Source organism: Paenibacillus sp. J2R1T-4 (genome assembly GCF_059692235.1).
In genome coordinates this window covers 70,449-93,568 of sequence record NZ_JCAUBA010000006.1, presented here as the reverse complement: position 1 = coordinate 93,568, position 23,120 = coordinate 70,449, and the positions used below count along the sequence as shown (strand labels likewise).

Here is a 23,120-nt window from a genome sequence, read left to right as displayed (position 1 = left end):
AAAAGTGGGTGAAAGTGGAGAGAAAGGGGGCGAGTACGGATGTTCATGGGGGAATATCAGCATTCTGTCGACGAAAAGGGTCGAATGATCATTCCTGCCAAGTTCCGTGACGCTCTTGGACCCGAATTCGTAGTAACCCGCGGGCTTGATAATTGTTTGTTCGTTTACCCTAAGGAAGAATGGGCGATTCTCGAACAGAAGTTAAAGGCACTGCCGCTTATGAAGTCTGATGCTCGCGCTTTTACACGGTTTTTTTTCTCCGGTGCAACGGAATGCGAATTGGATAAGCAGGGGCGCATCAACATTCCCAATACACTTTGCGAATATGCCAAACTCGAGAAAGATTGTGTCGTTCTTGGTGTTTCCAATCGAGTTGAGATTTGGAGCAAGCAAGTTTGGGAAAGCTATTTTAAACAGTCTGAATCGTCATTTAACGAAATTGCCGAGAAGCTGGTAGACTTCAACTTTGATTTATAGCGGAGGACATCATCTATGTTTCACCATATAACAGTTTTAAAGGAAGAATCCGTGGACGGCTTGAATGTGAAGCCTGACGGCATCTATGTGGATTGCACGTTAGGAGGAGCAGGACACAGCGCGTTAATTGCGTCCCGATTGAACGAACGCGGCAGATTAATCGCCTTCGATCAGGATGATACCGCGTTAACCCACGCGAGGAATACTTTAGATGCTTATATGGACCGTGTTACATTAGTCCGCTCTAACTTTCGCCATTTACAACAAGAGCTCAGTAAGCTCTCTGTCCCCACTAATGCAGAAGGGCTGCCGCAAGTGGATGGAATATTGTTTGACCTGGGTGTATCCTCTCCTCAATTTGACGACGCCGATCGGGGATTCAGTTACAACCAAGACGCCGAGTTAGATATGAGAATGGACCGTAACGAGCCATTAACGGCCAAGATCATCGTGAATGAATGGAGCGAACAGCAAATCGCGCGAATTCTGCAAGAATACGGGGAGGAGAAATTCGCCCGTCGTATCGCCAGAACGATAATTTCGGCCCGGGAGAATGAACCGATCACGACTACAGGCCAATTGGCTGAGCTTGTGAAGCAGGGCATTCCTGCCGCAACACGTCGTACAGGCGGCCATCCGGCCAAACGCAGCTTTCAAGCGTTAAGGATCGCCGTTAATGATGAGCTTGGAGCATTCGAGGATGCACTGGAGCAGGCTATTCGCTGCTTGGCACCCAATGGAAGAGCTGCAGTAATCACTTTTCACTCGTTGGAAGACCGAATCTGCAAACAGACCTTTGCTAAATATGTAGGGAAATGCACATGTCCAACTGATTTTCCGATGTGTGTGTGCGGGAACACGAACGGGACGCTGCGGCTAGTGAATCGGAAACCGCTCGTACCTACAGATGATGAATTGGAAGTAAACCCAAGGGCTCGATCATCGAAACTAAGAATTGCTGAAAAAATCGAAGTGATTTAACGAAGGAGGTAATAAGAGCGTGTCTGCATACATACATGGGAATTTGGCGTTAGAACCGAATAAGGACAATCGCAAGCCGCAAGTAAAGGAAACGAAGAAGATCGTATATCGGAAGAGGCCAATCCCTGTTCAGGAGAAGTTATTGTATTTATTCACTGTACTTATATGTGTAGTTGTCGCGAGCGTCATTATATGGCGTTATGCACAAATCTATGAGATGAATACTCGGATTCAAATGATAGAGAAGGAAGTCAAGACTTTGCAAGTTGAGAATAACAAGCTTAAGCTTGAAATCAGTAAAGCCCAGGATCCTAAACGTCTTCAGGATTTGGCTAATCAATATGGGTTGGGACCGCATGAGAATCAAGTCAATCAAGTAACCCAATCGAATTCAATTGCAACCAAGAAGGCAGATCCTTCCTCTGGGAAGACGCCCGTTGCAATGAAAACCGAATAGAGAGGTCGGGCCGATGACAAAAAAAACGAAGCTGCGCACCTTATGGATAGGGGGAGTTTTCACCCTATTTTTTGTTGTACTCATATCTAAAATGTATTTTATGCAAGTAGTGGGCGCTACGGACCTGATGGAAAGAGCCCAGGAGATGTGGGAGAAGGACAAAGTGCTTCAACCGGTGCGCGGTTCCATTCTGGATCGCAACAATCATATCCTGGCTGAGGATGGCCCTTCCTACACGGTTATTGTTAATCCCAAAGTCATTAATGTGCTGGGCACGGAGCGTGAAATCGCACGCGGATTATCTTCCATCATTGGGAAGCCCGAGCAAGAAATAATGGAAATGGTTACAAAAAAGAAAGAAAAAGGGGAGTTTTTTACTTGGGTAGAAGTCCGCAGTGAGGGTTGGAAGATTGATAACGATCAGGCGGATGAGATCATGGACTATTTCAAAATGGAGAAGCCGAACGACAATCGTAAAAATTTATCGACCAAAGGAATCAGTCTCGAGGAATCCGCGAAGCGTTACTATCCTTCCAATCAGATGGCTTCTCATATATTAGGTTATTACGATAAGAACGGGAAAGCAGTCGGGGGTCTGGAAAGCAAAAACAATGAACTTCTTAGCGGGAAGGCAGGACGGATTATAACCGAGAAGGATCGGATGGGATACGAGCTGCCTGATGCCAAAACAAGCTATGAACCTGCTGTAGACGGCAAATCGATTCAACTTACGATTGATCAACAGATTCAGTCTTATATGGAAAATGCAATGGAGAAGGCTTTTGTGCAGTTCAAACCGAAGAGCATGTCAGCCATTGCCGTTAATCCAAAAACGATGGAAATATTGGCAATAGCGAATTACCCTAACTTCAATCCAGCGAAGTATTGGGAAACGAAGGATCAGAAAGATTTCTACAATCATGCGATTGCCTCCCAATACGAACCGGGCTCTACCTTTAAGCTGGTTACATTGGCGGGTGCCGTAGAAGAAGGGATTTTCAACCCGAACGAAGTGTTCCAATCGGGCTCCATTTCGGTTCCTGGCCGCACGTTAAGCGACCACAACGGATCCGGCTGGGGAAAGATCACTTACCTGGAAGGACTAAAACGTTCGAGTAACGTTGCTTTTGTCAAGCTGGGGTATGAGAAATTAAAGGAAGAGAAGCTAAAGGAATACATCAAGAAATTCGGATTTGGCGAGGTAACAGGCATTGATCTACCTGGTGAAGCTAAAGGAATGGTCAAATTTCAATACCCTGTAGACTATGCGACTGCTACTTACGGTCAAGGCGGGGTTTCTGTTACTGCAATCCAGCAAGTGGCGGCCTATGCGGCCATTGCCAATGGCGGCAAATTAATGAAGCCTTATATTGTGAAATCCGTAGTGGACAGCAAGAGCGGCGAGGTAATCGAGGCGAAACAACCGCAATTTGTGCGGCAGGTCGTTTCCGAGAGCACAGCGAAGCAAGTAAGTGAGTACCTGGAGCAGGTCGTTTCCGATAAGGTTGCTGGAACAGGCCGATCCGCTGCTATTGACGGTTACCGGGTTGCAGGCAAGACAGGGACGGCACAAATCGTTACAGATGGACAATATTCTAAAGATACATGGCTGATTTCCTTTATTGGTTATGCACCGGTAGAAGACCCACAAATATTGGTGGCCGTAATCGCGGATGAGCCTGATCTGGGGGGCGACTATCATGAGGGTAGCAAAGTAGCGATTCCGGTATTCAAGGATATCGTAACCCAGAGTTTGCGATACTTAGGGGTATCCGCTAAGGTGAAGACCGATGCAGGCACTGCTGTTGAGAAAAAACTCTCTGTGCCTGATATGATGAATCAGACCGCTACTGACGCCAGGAAAACATTGAGTGCACAGAAGCTTAATTATGAGACGATCGGGAACGGCGCTAAAATAATGTCCCAATTTCCGGCGGCAGGCACTGAAATTAGCAGTTCCCAACGAATTTATTTATTAACCGAACCAGTTGAAGCAGCTGAAATCCCGGATCTGCGAGGCAGATCCTTACGAGATGCACTAGAGCTTTGTTCGTATATGAAGGCCGAATGTCAAGCTTCCGGTGAGGGGTATGTTGTCAATCAGACGGGCACGGTTGAAGGGGAGAAGAGGCGAATAAGTCTGGAGCTCAAGCCTTGGACCGAGAATCAAGAAGGAGCTGCAGCAGGCAAACAAACGGCAGCCGCTACTAATACAGGCAAGACATCTAACGGGACATCGGGCAGTCAGACGCTGCAATCTTCAAATTCGAACTCGAAGTCAACAAACAAGATTACGCCAACCCCGACTCCAACGAAAAAACCGTAGACGAGCACACGACAGCTTGTTCTATCCCTTTTATGAATCGAATAGTCATGTTAGGAAAAGGTCTGAGACAAGTTTAACGGATCAGACGTTTCAAGCTTGACGAATCGAAGCGAAGGGGGACGTCCTGTCGTGAAAGTTTCTAACGTAACTGTTCGACGCCGGTTGTTTCTTGCACTAATTATCTGCACTATACTTTTTGCGGCATTGCTCATTCGGTTAGGGTATGTCCAGCTATGGAAAGGTCCTGAGCTTGCTCAGCGGGCTGAAGATTCCTGGAGAAGGAATATTCCCTTTGCAGCCAAACGGGGAGAGCTCTGGGACCGTAACGGGGTTCGGTTAGCCTATAATGTAACCTCGCCATCCATTATGGCGATTCCGGCACAAGTGAAGGATGCGGATACAGCGGCTAAAGAGCTGTCGCGGATTTTGGAAATGGGCGAAGAATCCATCAAGGAATTTATAACGAAAAAAGAAAAGATCATTAAGATCAATCCAGGCGGGCGTAAAATCACCGAAGAAAAGGCTGAAGCTGTTCGACAATTGAAATTGCCTGGTATCATTGTGGCGGAAGATAACAAGCGCTATTATCCATTCGGATCGTTCGCATCTCATATCATGGGATTTACCGGAATTGATAATCAAGGGTTAACTGGCATTGAACTGTCCTTCAATAAAGAATTAAGCGGCATTCAAGGGAATATTGCATATCTGGCTGATGCGCGAGGCGGCACAATGCCGAATTCATCAGATCAATTTATGAAGCCCAGAGACGGACTTAACCTGCAATTGACGATTGACAAACAGATTCAATCTTTCATGGAGCGGGAGCTCGATCAGGCCATGCTGCAGTTTCAAGCGAAACATGTACTAGGCATTGCGATGGACCCGAACACAGGTGAAATATTAGCCATGTCCAGCCGACCAACGTATGATCCGACTAATTTCAGAGACTACCCGACAGAGGTTTATAATCGTAACCTGCCGATCTGGATGACATATGAGCCTGGATCCACGTTCAAGATCATTACTTTGGCAGCGGCAATAGAAGAGAAGAAGGTGGATCTGAAGAATGACAGCTTCTACGATCCGGGATTCATTGAGGTAGGAGGCGCTAAGCTTCGTTGTTGGAAGAGAGGCGGGCACGGCAGTCAGACTTTCCTGCAAGTTGTAGAGAACTCTTGCAACCCGGGCTTTGTGGTCTTAGGTCAGCGGCTAGGTAAGGAAAAGCTGTTCGATTACATTTACAATTTCGGCTTTGGTAAGAAAACAGGAATTGATCTTGGCGGGGAAGAGAACGGGATTATGTTCAAGCCTTCCCGTGTCGGACCGGTTGAGTTAGCTACCACTGCTTTCGGTCAAGGTGTCTCCGTTACTCCCATTCAACAAATAGCGGCTGTTTCGGCAGCTATTAATGGCGGCAAGTTATTTAAGCCCCATGTCGCCAAAGCTTGGGTGAATCCGGAAACAGGGCAGACGGTCGAGACCGTTGAGCCGGAGCTCGTGCGTCAGGTAATCTCGGAGTCTACATCCAAGACGGTTCGGGAGGCGCTCGAAAGTGTCGTGGCCAAAGGAACGGGGCGAAACGCGTTTCTGGATGGCTATCGGGTAGGCGGCAAGACAGGTACAGCGCAGAAAGTTATTGGCGGACGTTATTCCCCGGATGAGCATATAGTATCCTTCGTAGGCTTTGCGCCAGCCGACAACCCAAAGGTTGTCATCTACATTGCGGTTGACGATCCACAAGGGTTACAATTCGGAGGTCTGATTGCAGCTCCTATTGTGCGTAATATTATGGGGGACACATTGCGTTATATGGGTGTGGAACCAAGCAAGGACCAAGTGCCGAAGGATTACAGGTATGGGGAAACTCCGATCGTAGAAGTTCCAGATCTGGTAGGCCGCACGGTAATTGATATTTATGAAGATATGAATGCCGATTTTACACTCGAGAAGTTCGGAAGCGGCTCTCAAGTAGTTAGTCAAGCTCCAAAAGCAGGTCAACGTGTGGACAAAGGGTCAACGATCCGTATTTATTTGTCCAACTCTGAGAATAACTGATTCTTTCCAAACAACTTTTTGTCTATAATAGATAAGGTTGGGTAATAATCTGCTTCTATGACAATACGCAAAGGGGAGAATGGAATGCAACTGCGTGAACTGGCTTCCTTGCTAATGTTATGCAAGCTTGAAGGAGAAGGCACGACAGAGATTACGGGCATACAGACAGACTCTCGCAAAGTATCCTCTGGGGATTTGTTCCTTTGTATCCCTGGACTGGTCCATGATGGCCACGAATTTGCTGCAGCGGCAGCAGAACGAGGAGCAGCCGCCCTTGTTGTTGAGCGCCCGGTAGCTGTAGATTTGCCGATGCTGATTGTGAAGGATGCTAGGCTCGCAATGGCTGTATTGGCTGCTCATTTCTACGGTTATCCCAGTGAACAGATGAAGTTGATAGGAATTACCGGAACGAATGGGAAGACAACGACAAGTTATATTCTTGAGCAAATGTTAAGTGATTGCGGTTGGCGCACTGGACTTATGGGCACGATTGCTATGAAAGTCGGTGAGGAGTGGACCGAAGCAGTCCGTACTACACAGGAAGCTATAGATTTACAACATAATCTCAGTCGGATGGTAGACAAAGACACCGATGCATGTATAATGGAAGTTTCCAGTCATGCGTTAGAGCTTGGTCGTGTCAAGGGTTGTTATTTTCGAACAGCCATATTCACGAATCTGACGCAGGATCACCTGGATTTCCATGGCACAATGGAACGATATCAAGAATCCAAAGGATTATTCTTCGCAAGGATGAGTAATGCTTATCAGGCAAATCCCGATAAAAGGCAGTACGTCATTCTGAACGGGGACGATGCTGCATCGGAATCTTATAGGGCCACTACCGCTGCGCAAGTGATTACCTACGGCCTTAAGTCGGTCCATGATGTGTATGCCGCTAACATTAGGATCACAGCACAGGGTACCGCGTTTCGTCTTTACACATTTGCTGGTGAAACAGATGTGCACATGAGGCTGATTGGCAAGTTCAATGTGTATAACGCACTTGCTGCAGTTGCAGCCATGTTAGTGGAGGCATTCCCTCTGGAACGCATCAAGGAAAGCCTGGAGCGTGTACGCGTCGTTCCCGGCCGGATGGAGTTAGTGGATGGAAGTGATCAGGAATACGCAGTAGTTGTCGATTACGCGCATACCCCTGACGGATTGGAGAATGCTCTGACAACGGTTAAGGAATTCGCGGAAGGTAGAGTTATCACGGTCTTCGGCTGCGGCGGGGAGCGGGACCGCACCAAACGACCAATAATGGGTCGAATTGCTTCCCAATATAGTGATTATGTGATTGTCACTTCCGATAATCCCCGTTCCGAGAATCCGGATGCGATCATACATGATATTGAATCCGGCATTCAAGCAAAAGGTGTAAATAAACAATCCTATATATTGGAAAAAGATCGTAAGCAAGCGATTCAAAAGGCTATTGAAATGGCAAGCTCCACCGATGTAGTATTAATTGCGGGAAAAGGTCATGAGACAACCCAGATTATAAATGGAACAGCGATTTATTTTGACGACCGATTGGTCGCCCAAGAAGCGATAAGGGGAAGAGACCAGTGATTAGACGAACATTCTCACAGATTCAAGAAATGGTGAATGGTACGAATGCTAACGGAACGCATGAAGCATTGTCCATTGCAGGGGTGTCCAAGGATACTCGTACGATCCAACCAGGCAATCTTTATATCCCCATTATTGGGGAGCAATTCGATGGCCATGACTTCGCCGAAGAAGCGGTTCGCCGAGGCGCAGCAGCTGTTCTTTGGCAGGAAGACCATCATCCGGTGCCTACAGGGTTCCCTGTCATCATCGTGGATGACGCTCTCTTGGCGTTGCAGCGGTTAGCTTTTGCCTATCGCAAACAGCTTAACGTAAGAGTAATAGGAATAACGGGCAGCAATGGTAAGACAACTACGAAAGATTTGCTTGCTTCCTTGCTCAGAACAACCTATAAAGTCCACAAGACGTCTGGAAATTTGAACGGGGATATCGGTCTTCCGCTCACCCTTCTGGAGGTTTCTGAAGATACCGAGATGGTTGTGCTAGAGATGGGTATGCGAGCCAGATATGAGATAGAATTATTATCTCGATTGGCGCTTCCGGAAGTAGCCATCGTTACGAATATTGGAGAATCCCACATCCAATTGCTTGGATCACGGGAGGAAATCACTAGAGCGAAGCTTGAGATCTTAAGCGGTCTCAAGGAAGGGGGATTGTTCGTCTATAACGGCGATGAGCCCTTGATTGAACAATTGCTTCCACAGGTTGCGAAGCCTGAAGGGATGCTGCGGTATCGATTCGGTTCAACAGATAGCAGTGATATTTATCCGTCTGGGATGATGATGGATGAATTCGGGACTCATTTTACAATAGAAACAGCGAACGGATTAAGTTATTACATCCCCATACTGGGTCAACATAATGTTATTAATGCTCTGGCTGCCATTACCGTCTCGAAATATATGGGTGTTAGCGATGCGGATGTAATGAAAGGACTTAAGTCCGTTCGATTGACCGGGATGCGAATTGAGCAGCTGCGCGCTCCATCAGGCTTGACGATTCTGAATGATGCCTACAATGCCAGCCCGACTTCGACAAAAGCGGCGATTGAGCTGTTGCAGCAATTGGAAGGCTATCGGCACAAAATTATTGTGTTGGGTGATATGCTCGAGCTTGGAGACAGGGAGAACGAATACCACGAAGAAATCGGGAAACTGTTAAGCTCGGATCAGGTGGATTATGTATACGCCTACGGGCCATTATCGCGGGAACTTGTAAAAGCGGCTGAGAAACGATTCCATCCAGGCAAGGTGAAATGGTTCGAGACGAAGGCCGAGATTGTCCGAGAAATATTACGTGTTACACAACCTGAGGATATTGTTTTGGTTAAGGCTTCACGGGGTATGAAACTAGAAGAAGTAGTGAATGGATTATTGGAGCTTTCCAGTTAATCTAAGAAAGGGAGGAGATGGTAAATGGAACTGAATGTGATCCTGTTTACGCTGGGAGCTGCGTTTGTGCTTGCTCTGATCGCAGGGCCGCTATTTATCCCGCTGCTGAGACGGTTGAAATTCGGTCAGCAAATACGCTCAGACGGACCGCAAGGGCATTTGAAAAAAGCAGGTACACCGACAATGGGCGGCACGATCATCCTGCTGGCCCTCTCCTTGGCTTTCTTGCGGTTCTCCGATAAAACAATTGAGGCTGTCATACTGCTCATTGCTTCGCTCGGCTATGGATTGGTGGGGTTTCTTGACGACTATATCAAGATCCTGTTCAAACGTTCACTTGGTCTTACAGCTCGGCAGAAGCTTGTCGGTCAGTTGCTTATATCAGGAATCGTCTGTTACTTGTTATACCGCGGCGGTCATAACACAGATATAAGCATTCCTTTCACTGACCTGACTCTGACAGTTGGCTGGTGGCTGTATGTTCCGTTTGTGGTGATCATGATGCTAGGAATGTCCAATGCGGTCAATTTCACTGATGGCCTGGATGGATTGCTGGCAGGCACAAGTGCAATTGCTTTCGGAGCGTATACGGTTATTGCAATGATGCATTCCAATATGGAGACTGCTATTTTTTCGGCCGCAATGGTTGGAGCTGTCCTGGGATTCTTAGTATTCAATGCACATCCTGCTAAAGTGTTCATGGGGGATACGGGTTCGTTAGGAATTGGAGGCGGATTAGCTGCTGTTGCGATCCTTACGAAATCTGAATTGTTAATATTGCTTATTGGCGGAGTATTCGTGATTGAAATGCTGTCCGTTGTTATTCAGGTCATCTCGTTCAAGACACGCGGGAAGCGCGTATTCAAGATGAGCCCGATTCACCATCACTACGAGTTGGTGGGGTGGTCTGAATGGAGAATCGTTCTTACATTCTGGTTCGTCGGCCTTGTATTTGCAGGGGCGGCACTTATTAACTTATGAGGTGTAGCAAATGAACCATCCATCACAATATGCCGGGAAAGAAGTTGTGATTCTCGGCCTTGCCCGAAGCGGTGTTGCAGTTGCGAAGCTGCTTCATCAGTTCGGTGCGCGAGTCACCGTAAACGATCAAAAACCGCTTGACCTATGCCCTGAAGCCGAACCTCTAATGGCTCTGGGTATTTCTGTTCTATGCGGAGGACATCCGGATACGTTGATCCACCGTGGTATTTCGCTAGTTGTGAAGAATCCTGGGATTCCTTATTCGATTGCGCCTATTCAGGAAGCACTGCGTCTCGGGATTGAGATTGTAACGGAAGTGGAAGTAGCAAGTCTGATCTGTGAAGCGCCTATCATCGGTATTACCGGATCGAATGGAAAGACAACGACGACGACTTGGGTCGGGGAAATGTTTCGTGAAGCCGGACTGTCCCCGATCATTGCAGGGAACATCGGACGTGCGCTATGTGAAGCTGCCGAGGAAGCATCATCCGAGGATTGGATGGTTGTGGAGCTGAGCAGCTTTCAGTTGAAGGGCACCAGTCATTTCAAACCGCGAATAGCTTGTCTGCTCAACATCTCAGAGGCTCATCTCGATTATCACGGCACGATGGATGATTATGTTCAGTCTAAGTTGAAGCTTTTTGCCAACCAAACTGCTGAAGATGCAGCCGTGTTGAATTGGGATGATGCTGTGTGCCGCGAGCTAATCGAGCGTGGAGGCGTTAAGGCGCAGTTATGGCCCTTCTCGATCAAGGAGAGGCTTAGCAGAGGGATTTATCTGGAACCGCCTCTGAAGGACGGAGAGCGGCTCACAGAAGCACATGAAATCGTATTTTCCCATGGAAGCGATGATCGTGTTCTCGAAGAAGATGCTGCATCAATAGTAACTCCCATCGTTAAAGCACTAGAGCTAGGCATCCCAGGCAAGCATAACGTGCAGAATGCTCTGGCAGCTATCGCGATTGCGTTTGCTGCAAAGGCCAATCAGCCTGCCATAACCGAAGCACTTAGGAAATTCCGCGGAGTTGAACATAGGCTTGAGCTTGTGCGGCAGCATGCCGGTATCACTTTCTACAATAATTCCAAGGCAACAAATTCTCTGGCTACCATAATAGCCTTTGAGTCGTTCGAGCAGCCGATCGTTCTCATAGCCGGAGGCAAGGATAGAGGGACTTCCTACTCGGATCTGCTGCCTTATTTCCAAAAACATGTGAAAGCCGTTGTTACATTGGGGGAAACAAGCGAGAAAATCGCTGAAGTTGCTATTCAAGCGGGGATTTCCGACGTAAAAGTGGTCGATACTGCTAACAGCGCGGCCGATGCCTTACATTCGGCAGTCCAGGAAGCATATAAGTTAGCGGCTTCCGGAGATGTCGTGCTGTTATCACCGGCCTGCGCCAGTTGGGACATGTTCGAGTCTTACGAGGAACGGGGACGCATTTTTAAACAGTCGGTGCATAACCTTGTATAGTAGGGGGGATTGAACAAGCCCCTCAATCTTGTTGCAAGAGGTGTGCGGCGATGTCAAAAGTTCGTTCTTCCCCCGATCCCTGGATTTTGCTCTCTACGTTGTCGATTCTGACAATAGGCGTTGTCATGGTGTACAGCGCCAGCGCCGTTATCGCATTTCATGACTTCGGTGATTATGGGTATTATGTGAAACGTCAGCTCGTGTTCGCAGTGTTAGGTGTAATTGCAATGTATTTTACGATGAACACGGATTATTGGGTATGGAAAAAGTTTGCCAAGCCTGGACTCCTTATTTGTTTCGTCCTGCTGGTAATCGTGCTTATTCCAGGAATCGGTGTTGTTCGCGGCGGAGCGCGCAGCTGGCTTGGTATCGGATCTCTAGGCATACAGCCTTCTGAATTCATGAAGCTAGGTATGATTGTGTTCTTGGCCAAGCTGTTGTCAGAGGAACAGTCGGGGATTACAAGGTTTACGAAAGGCTTACTGCCTCCCTTGCTAATCATGGGAGCCGCTTTCGGAATGATCATGCTGCAGCCTGATTTGGGAACTGGAGCTGTGTTAGTAGGGGCCTCGCTTATTATAATCTATACAGCGGGAGCTAGAATCTCACATCTCCTCATGCTCGCTATGGTAGGTGTGCTAGGCTTAATTGGTTTGATCGTCGCTGCACCATATCGGCTTCTGCGCATCACCGCATTTCTGGATCCATGGCAAGATCCTCTTGGTGCCGGCTATCAAATTATTCAATCGTTGTACGCGATTGGACCTGGGGGCTTAGTTGGACTCGGTTTGGGCATGAGTCGTCAGAAGTACAGCTATTTGCCCGAGCCGCAAACAGACTTTATCTTCTCCATCATTTCGGAGGAGCTTGGCTTTATTGGCGGAGCGGCTGTCCTGCTCTTGTTCCTTCTTCTTGTATGGCGCGGCATGCGTGCTGCGATCACTGCGCCAGATACGTTCGGCAGTCTGCTAGCAGTTGGTATAGTAGGGATGATTGCCGTTCAAGTGATCATTAACATTGGTGTTGTAATCGGCATGTTTCCGGTTACCGGCATCACCCTGCCGCTCATTAGCGCAGGGGGCTCGTCGCTAACGCTTATGCTGACAGCGATCGGGGTGCTTCTTAATATTTCTCGCTATTCGAGGTGAAGACCAAATGACTGACCGCAAGATCGTATTCACCGGAGGAGGATCAGCCGGCCATGTCACGCCGAACTTGGCGCTGATAAGCAGACTCAGAGACTCCGGTTGGAATGTTCAATACATAGGGTCAAGCGAAGGAATTGAACGCGGGATTATCCAAGAGGCGAACATTCCGTTTCATGCGATTTCCTCGGGCAAGCTGCGCCGATATTTCGACCTCAAAAATTTGAAAGACCCGTTCAAAGTTATAAAAGGATTATGGGATGCTTATCGAGTCCTTGGTCGTATCCGCCCGCGTGTTGTGTTCTCCAAGGGAGGATTCGTATCTGTGCCTGTAGTCGTCGCTAGCTGGATGCGTAGAATACCCGTTATTATCCATGAATCGGATATAACGCCAGGTCTCGCCAATAAACTGTCGCTTCCATTCGCTACGAATATCTGTGTTACGTTTCCAGAAACGATGCGGCATGTGCAAAGCGGCAAAGCAATATGCACCGGTCTTCCTATTCGCGATGAGATGTTGGCTGGGAGTGAAGCCAAGGGAAGAGCACTCTGCGACTTCCATAGGCAGAAGCCAGTTCTCTTCATTATGGGAGGCAGCCAAGGGTCGAGGATTATTAATGAGGCTGTACGAGTGGAAGCATCGAGACTGCTTGAACGGTTCCAGATCGTGCACCTATGCGGAAAAGGCAATCTGGATGCTGCAATGGAGGGCGTTCGCGGATACAAACAGTTCGAATATGTGACCCATGAGCTTCCTGATCTTTTGGCCTTGGCTGATGTAGTTGTTTCTCGTGCGGGCTCCACATCCATCTTTGAGTTTCTGGCTTTGCAGAAGCCGATGTTACTAATCCCTCTATCCAAACAAGCCTCGAGGGGAGATCAGATTCTGAATGCAGCATCGTTCCAAGGGAGCGGCTTTAGCGAGGTGCTTCAGGAAGAGGAGCTTACACCTCAGCTTTTATATGATCAAGTGTGCGCCTTATATGATCAGCGCCAAGTGTATATGGACCGTATGAAGGCTCATTCGAGTCGAGACAGCTTGTCCATGATATTGAATATGATTCACAAACTATGAAGTCGAAGTTTATCCCAGTCCCTCATAAGCATTTCTAACCATGACAACTCCCGGAATAATAACTAGGCGTTTGTCACACATGGTTCAGTTTCTCATACTATACACTATAGCCGTGACAGACACCGGGCACACTTATTTATACAACATGAAGCGAGAGAAACGGCCGTTTTCTCCTTCTTGCGTCTGATTAAGTCCCCGTTCTGTAAAGGAGGTTCCACTATGCAATCCATAATATCAGAATTGCAAGCTGCTCAAGTTGGCGACATCTTGCCGAATGAACCGCTTGCGCCTTATACAACTTGGAAGATTGGCGGTCCGGCGGATTTGCTCGTCATTCCTGATAGTAAAGCCCACTTGGTTGATACGATCCGGATTCTGCATCAACATTCGATGCCATTCGTGCCCATAGGTCGAGGTTCGAATATGCTGGTGTCAGATAAGGGAATTCGCGGTGTTGTTATCAAGCTGGGTCAAGGGATGAATGAACTTCGGTTTGAAGGGAACCAAATCCATGTAGGCGGAGGTTATTCGCTTATTACATTGGCCGTCCAAGCGGGCAAGGAAGGTCTGACTGGATTAGAATTTGCCGGGGGTATCCCTGGTACAGTAGGTGGAGCCGTTTTTATGAACGCGGGAGCACACGGTTCGGATATGTCGCGAATTCTCAAAGAAGCTGAAATTGTGCTAGAAACCGGAGAACTGGTTCGACTTCCACAAGAGGACCTGCTATTCGCTTACCGTCATTCCGTACTCCATACGTTGCCGGGCATTGTTACTGAAGCAGTGCTCGAGCTCGTTCCTGGGGACCGCAAAGAAATTGCGGCCACCATGGCGTCCTACAAGGAGCGCCGAATACGCACACAGCCTCTGCATTTGGCAAGCTCAGGCAGCACGTTCCGCAATCCAGACCATCAATTCGCAGCCAAGCTGATCGAAGACGCCGGACTTAAGGGAGCGCGTGAAGGCGGGGCGGAGGTCTCGACTCAACACGCGAACTTTATTATTAATACTGGTGAAGCGACAGCTAATGACGTCCTGCGTTTGATGGAACGGATGCAAAGCGTTGTATTTGAACGCTATGGCGTTCGACTTGTTCCCGAAGTATTGATGGTTGGGGAAAAATGACGGTTGTGACACTTCCGGTTTCTGCTTGCACTGCAAGCTTTCGGGAGGGTGAAACATTGGAAAAATTGGTTATCGAAGGTGGGAGGCCACTGTCCGGAACGATCCGCATCCATGGAGCGAAAAACGCGGCACTTCCCATCCTGGCAGCAAGCATGATGGCGGAGGGCACCCACAGAATCGAAAATGTGCCGGATTTACTCGATATTCATGTGATGTTAAGTATTTTACGCAGCTTGGGCTGCAAGGCGGAGCTGCGTGATGAGACGGTTACGCTTGATACCGGACCCGCTCACTCCTCTCACATTCCTGAAGAACTAATGAAGCAAATGCGTTCCTCAATCTTTCTTATGGGCCCTTTGTTAACCCGTTTCGGTGAAGCGCAGGTATACCAACCTGGAGGCTGCGCAATAGGGGATCGGAAGATCGATCTGCATTTGAAAGGACTACAGGCGCTTGGCGCCGAGATTCAAGAGTCCGGTAATACGATTATTTGCAGGGCTCCCGTTCTGCGAGGAGCCGATATTGTCCTAGATTTCCCGAGTGTAGGCGCAACCGAGAATATTATGATGGCTGCTGCAATGGCTCGAGGCACTACTACGATATACAACGCAGCTAGAGAGCCAGAAATTCAAGATTTGCAAAATTTCTTGAACGCCATGGGTGCTCGTATTATCGGAGCAGGAACAGATACGATCACGATTGAAGGGGTTACTCGTTTAGTGCCATGCGAGTATCGTATTATTCCAGACCGGATTGTAGCAGGTACCATTATGGTAGCTGCGGCCATTACAAGAGGTAACATCCAGTTGACCCATGTTAATCCTGCTCATATGAACTCCGTCAGTCATGTGCTGCGACGAGCGGGTGTTCAAGTACACATTGACGGTGATATAATGAACGTAAGCTGTTCTGGACGCCCTAAGGCGGTGGAACGAATCGTAACGTCACCTCACCCCTCTTTTCCAACCGATTTGCAGTCTCAAGTCATGGTTCTTCTTTCCTTGGCAGATGGACTGAGTATTATTAAAGAAACGATCTTTGAAGGCCGGTTCAAACATGTTGATGAGCTCGGACGAATGGGAGCTGACATCCGTGTGGACTTAAACTCAGCATTCGTTCGCGGGGTTCCTCGGCTTTACGGGGCTACCGTGGAAGCGACGGATCTACGAGCGGGCGCAGCGTTAGTCATAGCGGGACTTGCCGCGGCCGGGACGACGATTGTGGAGCAAATTCATCACATTGATCGAGGTTATGACCGCATTGAACTCATGTTCAGCAGACTGGGTGCCAGAATTGAACGGTTCATGCCAGTCACCAACAAATAGCCCTAGTTGCATGGATTACATGATTCATAGATTTGCTTAGAATGGAATTCAGGCGCCGCACACGTCCCCTTTCTTACTCAGGAAGGGGACCAAAGGCGTATTTATACATCTGCAATACTTTCGAAGTGCGAATGTTTCACATTCGCTAAGCTTATGCTTTCGAAGTGCGAATGTTTCACATTCGCTAAGCTTATGCTTTCGAAGTGCGAATGTTTCACATTCGCTTAGCTTATGCTTTCGAAGTGCGAATGTTTCACATTCGCTAAGCTTATGCTTTCGAAGTGCGAATGTTTCACATTCGCTTAAGGAGGTTACTATATTGTCGCACCCCGTGCAGGAGAAAATGCCCGTACTGAGAGAAGAGAAGCCAAGAAGACGCAGCAGCCGTAAGCTATTATGGTTCCTGTTCTTGTTATTTGTAGTGCTTCTGGCGGTTCTTTTCTTCCGTTCCTCTATTAGCAAGATTGAGAGAATCGAAATTACCGGGCAAGAGCTGCTTCCCGAGGATACGATTAGGAGCTCGCTCGGCATCCAACCAGGGGATCACTTTTTCGGTATTCGCTCAGGGGCTTTAAAGGACAGGGTCAAACAATTGCCTTTAGTGCAAGATGTGGAAGTATCTAAGAAGTTCCCAGGTCTTGTAAAAATTAAAGTCAAAGAATATGCCCGTGTCGCCTTCCAATTTGGTGCTGATGGGAGAATAGAAGCGGTGTTAGCGAATGGATTGACGGTAGCTGCCGGAGTCGGACAAGCTGTGCAATTGGACAAACCCATTCTGACCGGATGGAAGGCTGATGATCCTTGGTTAAGGAAACTTTGTGAAGCATTAGCCAGCATCCCTTCAACGCTGTTGGCTGAGATTTCAGAGATCAAGCCTTCGCCCACTTCGACCTACGAAGACAAAATCAAGATGTACACACGCTCTCCATTTGAAGTATATACAACAGTTGGTTACTTGGCACAAAAAATGACATATTTAGAAGAAATGATTGCTCAAATGAGAGAAAAAGAAGTGGAATCTGGTGTTTTTGAGCTGCTTGAAGTGGATACGCATACACCTTTCGAACAATATTACAACTTGAAGCCTTCGCCAACTCCAAATTCAGGTAAAGATACTAAGAAGAACGGCTAGCATTTTTAAAAGAACACTACTCATTTATTTGAAGAAATGATAGTATTGTAATGATGTAGTATTGCAGTTGCTAATATTTACATTGCAAAAACGTCATAAAAAATTGACGAAAAAAGAGGGAAAATATAAACCGTGTGGAATATGTACAAAAGCAAACTTAGCCATAACAGGTTTATTTCCAGTATACAGGAGGTGCCAAGGGTTGAGCAGCAATGACATCATTGTGAGTTTGGACATCGGTACATCCAAGGTTCGAGCGATCATCGGTGAGTTGAATAATGGAGCCATCAATATAATTGGGGTCGGTTCAGCTGACTCTGAAGGTATTCGTAAAGGTGCTATTGTCGATATTGACCAAACCGTCCAATCCATTCGGAATGCAATAGATCATGCCGAACGGATGGTAGGTATACAGATCTCGGAAGTGTATGTAGGTATTACAGGCAATCATATTGCCTTACAGACGAGTCACGGAGTCGTGGCCGTATCCGATGAAGACCGAGAAATTGGAGAAGTAGATATCGAGCGTGTACTGCAAGCTTCCAAAGTAGTTGCATTACCTCCTGAACGTGAGATTATTGGCGTTGTGCCGAAGCAATATTTAGTAGATGGATTAGAAGGAATTCAAGATCCTCGCGGAATGATAGGCGTTCGTTTGGAAGTAGAGGCATCCATTGTCACAGGTGCCAAGACCTCCATACATAACCTTATTCGCGTCGTGGAGAAGGCGGACTTGAAAGTATCGGGTCTCATTCTCATGTCTCTAGCTGCAGGCCAGATGTGCCTCTCTAAGGATGAGAAAGCGATCGGAACCGTACTTGTTGATATTGGTGCTGGAGCGATCACAGTCGCCATCTACGACGAAGGCAGCTTGATTGCAACATCGACCATTCCGATTGGCGGAGAATATATCACGAATGATATTTCGATTGGGATTCGTACTCAATTGGATATTGCCGAGAAGATCAAGCTTAAATTTGGCTGTGCGATTGTGGAACATGCAGCCGGTGATCAAGTATTCAAAGTAAATCGAATTGGCAGTAACGTCGATAAAGAATTTTCCCAAGTTGATTTGGCGAACATAATTGAGCCGCGCGTGCAGGAAATATTCCAATTAATCCGTGCAGAAGTTGCACGTCTTGGATATCCAGAGCCTGCTGGAGGTTATGTGCTTAGCGGTGGGGCTGTAACAATGCCCGGCATGTTGGAGATTGCACAAATAGAGTTGGAGAATTCCGTCCGTATTGCCGTTCCCGATTTCATCGGAGTCCGCGACCCATCGTACACGAATGGCGTAGGAATTATCCAGTATGTGTACAAGTATTCCAGACAGCGCAGCACATCCGCTGTAAGGAAAACAACGAAGAAGGCAGCAGCACCTGAAAAAACTAAGGTTGGATTGATGGAAAGGTTCAAGAACTGGATTAGTGAGTTTATCTAAAATTCTAGCGGCGCTATGATTATACGGGAACGGTTAGGGGGATTTTGTGGAATGTTTGAATTTGATTTGGATACAGACCAATTAGCCAAAATTAAGGTGATTGGTGTTGGCGGCGGCGGCAGCAATGCGGTGAATCGAATGATCGAGTTCGGTGTAAAAGGTGTTGAATTCATAACCGCTAACACTGATGCACAAGCGTTGCATACAGCCAAGTCGCAAATTAAGCTTCAGTTGGGTGAGAAGCTTACACGCGGATTAGGCGCAGGCGCGAATCCGGATGTAGGTAAGAAAGCAGCCGAAGAATCACGTCAGCAAATTATTGATGCACTGAAAGATTCAGATATGGTATTCGTTACAGCTGGAATGGGTGGAGGTACCGGTACAGGTGCTGCTCCCGTAATTGCTGAGATTGCAAAGGAATGCGGAGCGTTGACAGTAGGTGTCGTCACACGTCCATTTACATTTGAAGGACGCAAGCGTGCTGCACAGGCTGACGCGGGTATTCAAGCTCTTAAGGAAAAAGTGGATACGCTGATTGTCATCCCGAATGACCGCCTGCTTGAGATTATCGATAAGAAAACTCCGATGTTGGAAGCTTTCCGTGAAGCCGATAATGTTCTTCGCCAAGGTGTAAAGGGAATATCTGACTTGATAGCTGTACCAGGACTAATCAACTTGGATTTCGCCGATGTCAAGACGATCATGACAGAACGAGGATCCGCTTTGATGGGAATCGGTGTCGCCAAAGGCGAGAATCGGGCTGCAGAAGCGGCTAAGATGGCGATCATGAGTCCTTTGCTGGAAACCTCGATTGACGGTGCCAGAGGGGTGCTTATGAATATTACAGGCGGTGTTAATCTGAGCTTATACGAGGTTAACGAAGCTGCAGATATCGTCGCTACTGCATCCGATGCTGAAGTGAATATGATCTTTGGTGCAGGAATCGATGAGAATTTAACAGATGAGATAGTGGTAACAGTTATTGCTACGGGCTTCGAACACAAGCCTGCTGCTGTTGCTCCGCCTCGCCGTTCCCCAGGTGCGGTCGAGCCTGCGGAGAAGTATGCTAACCCGCTCAAGCCTTTTGGTACTCAACCATCTAGTGATCAATTAGATATTCCTACATTTTTGCGTAACCGCGGGAAAAACAACCCTGGCGGACGCTAGTATCACTTCATAGAATTAAGTAAATGAAACGCCGCTGCGGCTTGTCCGCATGCGGCGTTTTTGTCTGTTATCCCTCAAAACGAACAGGGTGGGTGTCCAGACCTACCCATAGAACAGCAAATTTCGCTAAAATTAGATGCATTACAGTGACAAGTTTAGACAGACTTTGGAATAGGCTTACTATATACTAAACTCAATCGTTGATCCGGTTGGGCGTTAGTTGCTAGATGGAAGGCAGATAAGGGTTATTACAAGAGTGAAGCAGCAGAAGCGGAGGAATGATTGTGGTCGTCTATCTGGATCTCATCTTCCTCATTAATTTGTTCGTAGACGGAATAGTCTTGTACTTAACGGCTTGGACACGCAAGCTTCCTGTAAAGACTTGGAGAATAGCTCTTTCTGCGACAATAGGCGCTTCGTATGTGCTCATGATGTGGAGCCCTACCTTATCCTTTATGTTTACTATCGTTGTGAAATGCGTACTTTCTTTAATCATGATTGTTGCTGCTTTCGGCTTTGGTGGGATTCAAGCATTTTTACGCAATCTCGGCGCATTCTATCTGATTAACTTTGCAGCAGCAGGAGGCGTATTCGCTCTATACTTTTTTACTCAGTCTTCTAGTGAAGTGATGAATGGGATTCTAGTTACTCGAACTGGAGGAATCGCATTTCAATTGCAGATCGGGTTCTGGTTCACCGTGATCGGACTGACCTTCATGATCTGGTTCTACAAGCTGGTGTTCTCTGCTACCCGAAGACGACAGGCGATGACACAATATTTGGCTCAAGTACGCATTTATATTGGGGACTTCGAATCTCAATGCACAGGGCTTGTTGATACGGGTAATCAACTGTACGATCCTTTGACCCGAACACCTGTCATGGTGCTGGAAGCCGAACAGTGGAGGGAGATGCTCCCGCCGGAATGGATGAAGCGTATTCGAATGTCTGAAGTGGATCAATTGATAGCGACGATTGGCGACGACGAGTGGATTTGGCAGGACCGCCTAAGACTAGTCCCGTATCGGGGAGTTAATCGAGGCACTCAGTTTATGCTGGCTGTGAAGCCTGACAAGGTGGTGGTTAAGTTTGCCGACAACGAGATTGTGAATGCCAAAGTTTTAGTCGGGTTGGACGGAGGCACTCTATGCGCTGACGGATCTTACCACGCCATTATCCATCCTACGCTCGTGCAATTAGAAGCTTGACACTTTTGTTGTGCTTCGAACGCCTTTCAATACAATCACATAACAACAAAATCCAAATCTTAAGCCAACATTGCGGTGGCAATAGTAATCAGGAGGTAACCCCATGCTCTTGAAAGTGAAATTGTTTATGCATCTTTATTATTATCGCCTCTTATTCTTACTTGGCTTGAAGAGTGAGGAGATTTATTACATCGGGGGCAGCGAGGCTCTTCCACCACCTCTTTCACGAGAAGAAGAAGAGTACTTGCTTGAGAAGCTTCCATCCGGCGATTCGGCTATCCGAGCTATGCTGATTGAACGCAATTTGCGCCTTGTCGTGTATATTGCCAGGAAATTCGAGAACACAGGGATCAATATTGAAGATCTTGTCTCCATTGGCGCGATCGGACTGATTAAGGCAGTCAATACGTTTGATCCTGAGAAAAAAATAAAACTGGCTACATACGCTTCTCGCTGTATTGAGAATGAGATCCTTATGTATTTGCGACGCAATAGTAAATTACGCACGGAGGTATCGTTTGATGAGCCTCTTAACATCGACTGGGACGGTAATGAGTTACTTTTGTCAGATGTGTTAGGGACCGAGAATGATACGATTTATCGTAATATTGAAGAGCAAGTAGATCGGAAGCTTTTGCATAAAGCGTTGGATAAGCTCTCCGAGAGAGAACGTATTATTATGGAGCTGCGATTCGGACTTCAAGATGGGGAGGAAAAGACCCAGAAGGACGTCGCCGACATGTTGGGAATATCGCAATCTTACATATCAAGGCTGGAAAAACGAATAATCAAGCGCTTACGCAAGGAATTTAATAAGATGGTTTAAGCTAGACACGGTGCAGAAGACACCGTTTTCATAACAATTTGCCGTTCAGCAATGACCTGCGGGCAGCGCATAAAAAAATCTTCCAAGGAGATAATGTACATTAATGTTTCTCCTTGGGAGGTAGTACACGATGACCCGAAACAAAGTCGAGATCTGTGGTGTTGATACTTCAAAATTGCCTGTACTTACGAACGCTGAGATGCGCGAATTGTTCGTGCGGCTTCAAAAAAACAAGGAGCGGATGGCAAGAGAGAAGCTGGTTAACGGAAACCTGAGGTTAGTGTTAAGCGTAATCCAAAGATTCAACAATCGAGGCGAGTTCGTAGATGATTTATTTCAAGTGGGCTGTATCGGCTTGATGAAGGCGATAGACAATTTCGATCTAGGTCAGAACGTCAAATTTTCCACTTACGCAGTGCCGATGATTATAGGCGAGATTCGCCGCTATCTGCGTGATAACAATCCTATCCGGGTATCTCGCTCGCTGCGCGATATTGCTTACAAGGCTTTGCAGGTCCGGGATAGCCTGACGAACACGAATTCACGTGAACCGTCCATATATGAAATATCTGAAGTTCTGAATGTACCTAAGGAAGATGTTGTGTTTGCCCTAGATGCGATCCAAGATCCCGTTTCTTTGTTTGAACCGATTTATCATGATGGCGGTGACCCCATCTACGTGATGGATCAGATCAGTGATGAACGGAACAAAGATGTTTCCTGGATTGAAGGAATTGCCCTAAGGGAAGCGATGCGTAAGCTGAATGATCGTGAGAAAATGATATTATCCATGCGATTTTTCGAAGGTAAGACGCAGATGGAAGTAGCCGATGAAATTGGTATTTCTCAAGCTCAAGTGTCACGATTGGAGAAATCGGCGATCTCGCAAATGCAGAAGCACGTTAAATCGTAGGGAATGGGACAGCTCCTGTAGAAGGGGCTGTTTGCATTTCCTGAGA

Annotated in this window: 19 protein-coding genes; all 19 read left to right on the top strand. The window is 47.2% G+C overall.

All coding sequences use genetic code 11. The annotated features are described in order from the left end of the window. The first annotated feature begins 39 nt into the window (after positions 1-39). The 19 genes from mraZ (at position 40) to sigG (ending at position 23,074) form a co-directional block, all read left to right on the top strand. Positions 40-477 carry a division/cell wall cluster transcriptional repressor MraZ gene (gene mraZ / locus AC58QD_RS12530; RefSeq protein ID WP_497333611.1) on the top strand — a complete coding sequence of 146 codons (438 nt, stop codon included), beginning with the start codon at positions 40-42 and terminating at the stop codon, positions 475-477. Between the two features lie 15 nt (positions 478-492). Beyond that, positions 493-1,458: a 16S rRNA (cytosine(1402)-N(4))-methyltransferase RsmH gene (gene rsmH / locus AC58QD_RS12525; protein WP_497333609.1), complete on the top strand. Its 966-nt coding sequence runs from the start codon at positions 493-495 to the stop codon at positions 1,456-1,458. A gap of 19 nt (positions 1,459-1,477) precedes the next feature. After that, the gene (ftsL, locus tag AC58QD_RS12520) at positions 1,478-1,915 is read left to right on the top strand and encodes a cell division protein FtsL (protein WP_497333607.1); all 438 of its coding nucleotides are present in this window, start codon (positions 1,478-1,480) and stop codon (positions 1,913-1,915) included. A gap of 13 nt (positions 1,916-1,928) precedes the next feature. Further along, positions 1,929-4,241: a penicillin-binding transpeptidase domain-containing protein gene (locus AC58QD_RS12515; protein WP_497333605.1), complete on the top strand. Its 2,313-nt coding sequence runs from the start codon at positions 1,929-1,931 to the stop codon at positions 4,239-4,241. 129 nt (positions 4,242-4,370) lie between these two features. Continuing rightward, positions 4,371-6,299 (top strand): stage V sporulation protein D, encoded by a 1,929-nt coding sequence (locus tag AC58QD_RS12510; protein WP_497333603.1) that lies wholly within the window; start codon positions 4,371-4,373, stop codon positions 6,297-6,299. A gap of 84 nt (positions 6,300-6,383) precedes the next feature. Further along, positions 6,384-7,874, top strand: coding sequence for a UDP-N-acetylmuramoyl-L-alanyl-D-glutamate--2,6-diaminopimelate ligase (locus AC58QD_RS12505; RefSeq protein ID WP_497333601.1), 1,491 nt, complete (start codon positions 6,384-6,386; stop codon positions 7,872-7,874). After that, a complete protein-coding gene (locus tag AC58QD_RS12500; protein ID WP_497333600.1) occupies positions 7,871-9,265 on the top strand; it encodes a UDP-N-acetylmuramoyl-tripeptide--D-alanyl-D-alanine ligase in 1,395 nt (464 codons plus the stop codon). Before AC58QD_RS12505 ends, AC58QD_RS12500 begins: the two co-directional genes overlap by 4 nt. A gap of 24 nt (positions 9,266-9,289) precedes the next feature. Continuing rightward, positions 9,290-10,246 carry a phospho-N-acetylmuramoyl-pentapeptide-transferase gene (mraY, locus tag AC58QD_RS12495; RefSeq protein WP_497333598.1) on the top strand — a complete coding sequence of 319 codons (957 nt, stop codon included), beginning with the start codon at positions 9,290-9,292 and terminating at the stop codon, positions 10,244-10,246. A 10-nt stretch (positions 10,247-10,256) separates the two neighbouring features. After that, a complete protein-coding gene (gene murD / locus AC58QD_RS12490) occupies positions 10,257-11,717 on the top strand; it encodes a UDP-N-acetylmuramoyl-L-alanine--D-glutamate ligase (protein WP_497333596.1) in 1,461 nt (486 codons plus the stop codon). A 50-nt stretch (positions 11,718-11,767) separates the two neighbouring features. Further along, positions 11,768-12,865: a stage V sporulation protein E gene (gene spoVE, locus AC58QD_RS12485; RefSeq protein ID WP_497333594.1), complete on the top strand. Its 1,098-nt coding sequence runs from the start codon at positions 11,768-11,770 to the stop codon at positions 12,863-12,865. A gap of 7 nt (positions 12,866-12,872) precedes the next feature. Next, positions 12,873-13,937 carry an undecaprenyldiphospho-muramoylpentapeptide beta-N-acetylglucosaminyltransferase gene (gene murG, locus AC58QD_RS12480; protein ID WP_497333592.1) on the top strand — a complete coding sequence of 355 codons (1,065 nt, stop codon included), beginning with the start codon at positions 12,873-12,875 and terminating at the stop codon, positions 13,935-13,937. A gap of 219 nt (positions 13,938-14,156) precedes the next feature. Further along, positions 14,157-15,062 (top strand): UDP-N-acetylmuramate dehydrogenase, encoded by a 906-nt coding sequence (gene murB / locus AC58QD_RS12475; RefSeq protein WP_497333590.1) that lies wholly within the window; start codon positions 14,157-14,159, stop codon positions 15,060-15,062. Between the two features lie 56 nt (positions 15,063-15,118). Next, positions 15,119-16,387, top strand: coding sequence for a UDP-N-acetylglucosamine 1-carboxyvinyltransferase (gene murA / locus AC58QD_RS12470; RefSeq protein ID WP_497333588.1), 1,269 nt, complete (start codon positions 15,119-15,121; stop codon positions 16,385-16,387). 319 nt (positions 16,388-16,706) lie between these two features. Beyond that, positions 16,707-17,519: a cell division protein FtsQ/DivIB gene (locus tag AC58QD_RS12465; RefSeq protein ID WP_497333586.1), complete on the top strand. Its 813-nt coding sequence runs from the start codon at positions 16,707-16,709 to the stop codon at positions 17,517-17,519. A 202-nt stretch (positions 17,520-17,721) separates the two neighbouring features. After that, complete coding sequence (gene ftsA, locus AC58QD_RS12460) at positions 17,722-18,960, top strand: cell division protein FtsA (RefSeq protein WP_497333584.1); 1,239 nt, start codon at positions 17,722-17,724, stop codon at positions 18,958-18,960. 51 nt (positions 18,961-19,011) lie between these two features. Continuing rightward, a complete protein-coding gene (gene ftsZ / locus AC58QD_RS12455) occupies positions 19,012-20,127 on the top strand; it encodes a cell division protein FtsZ (RefSeq protein WP_497333582.1) in 1,116 nt (371 codons plus the stop codon). A 284-nt stretch (positions 20,128-20,411) separates the two neighbouring features. Next, entirely contained in the window at positions 20,412-21,335 is a 924-nt protein-coding gene (gene spoIIGA, locus AC58QD_RS12450; protein WP_497333580.1) for a sigma-E processing peptidase SpoIIGA, read from the top strand. 103 nt (positions 21,336-21,438) lie between these two features. After that, the gene (gene sigE / locus AC58QD_RS12445; protein ID WP_497333578.1) at positions 21,439-22,161 is read left to right on the top strand and encodes an RNA polymerase sporulation sigma factor SigE; all 723 of its coding nucleotides are present in this window, start codon (positions 21,439-21,441) and stop codon (positions 22,159-22,161) included. A 130-nt stretch (positions 22,162-22,291) separates the two neighbouring features. After that, the gene (gene sigG / locus AC58QD_RS12440; RefSeq protein ID WP_497333576.1) at positions 22,292-23,074 is read left to right on the top strand and encodes an RNA polymerase sporulation sigma factor SigG; all 783 of its coding nucleotides are present in this window, start codon (positions 22,292-22,294) and stop codon (positions 23,072-23,074) included. Positions 23,075-23,120: the final 46 nt, after the last annotated feature.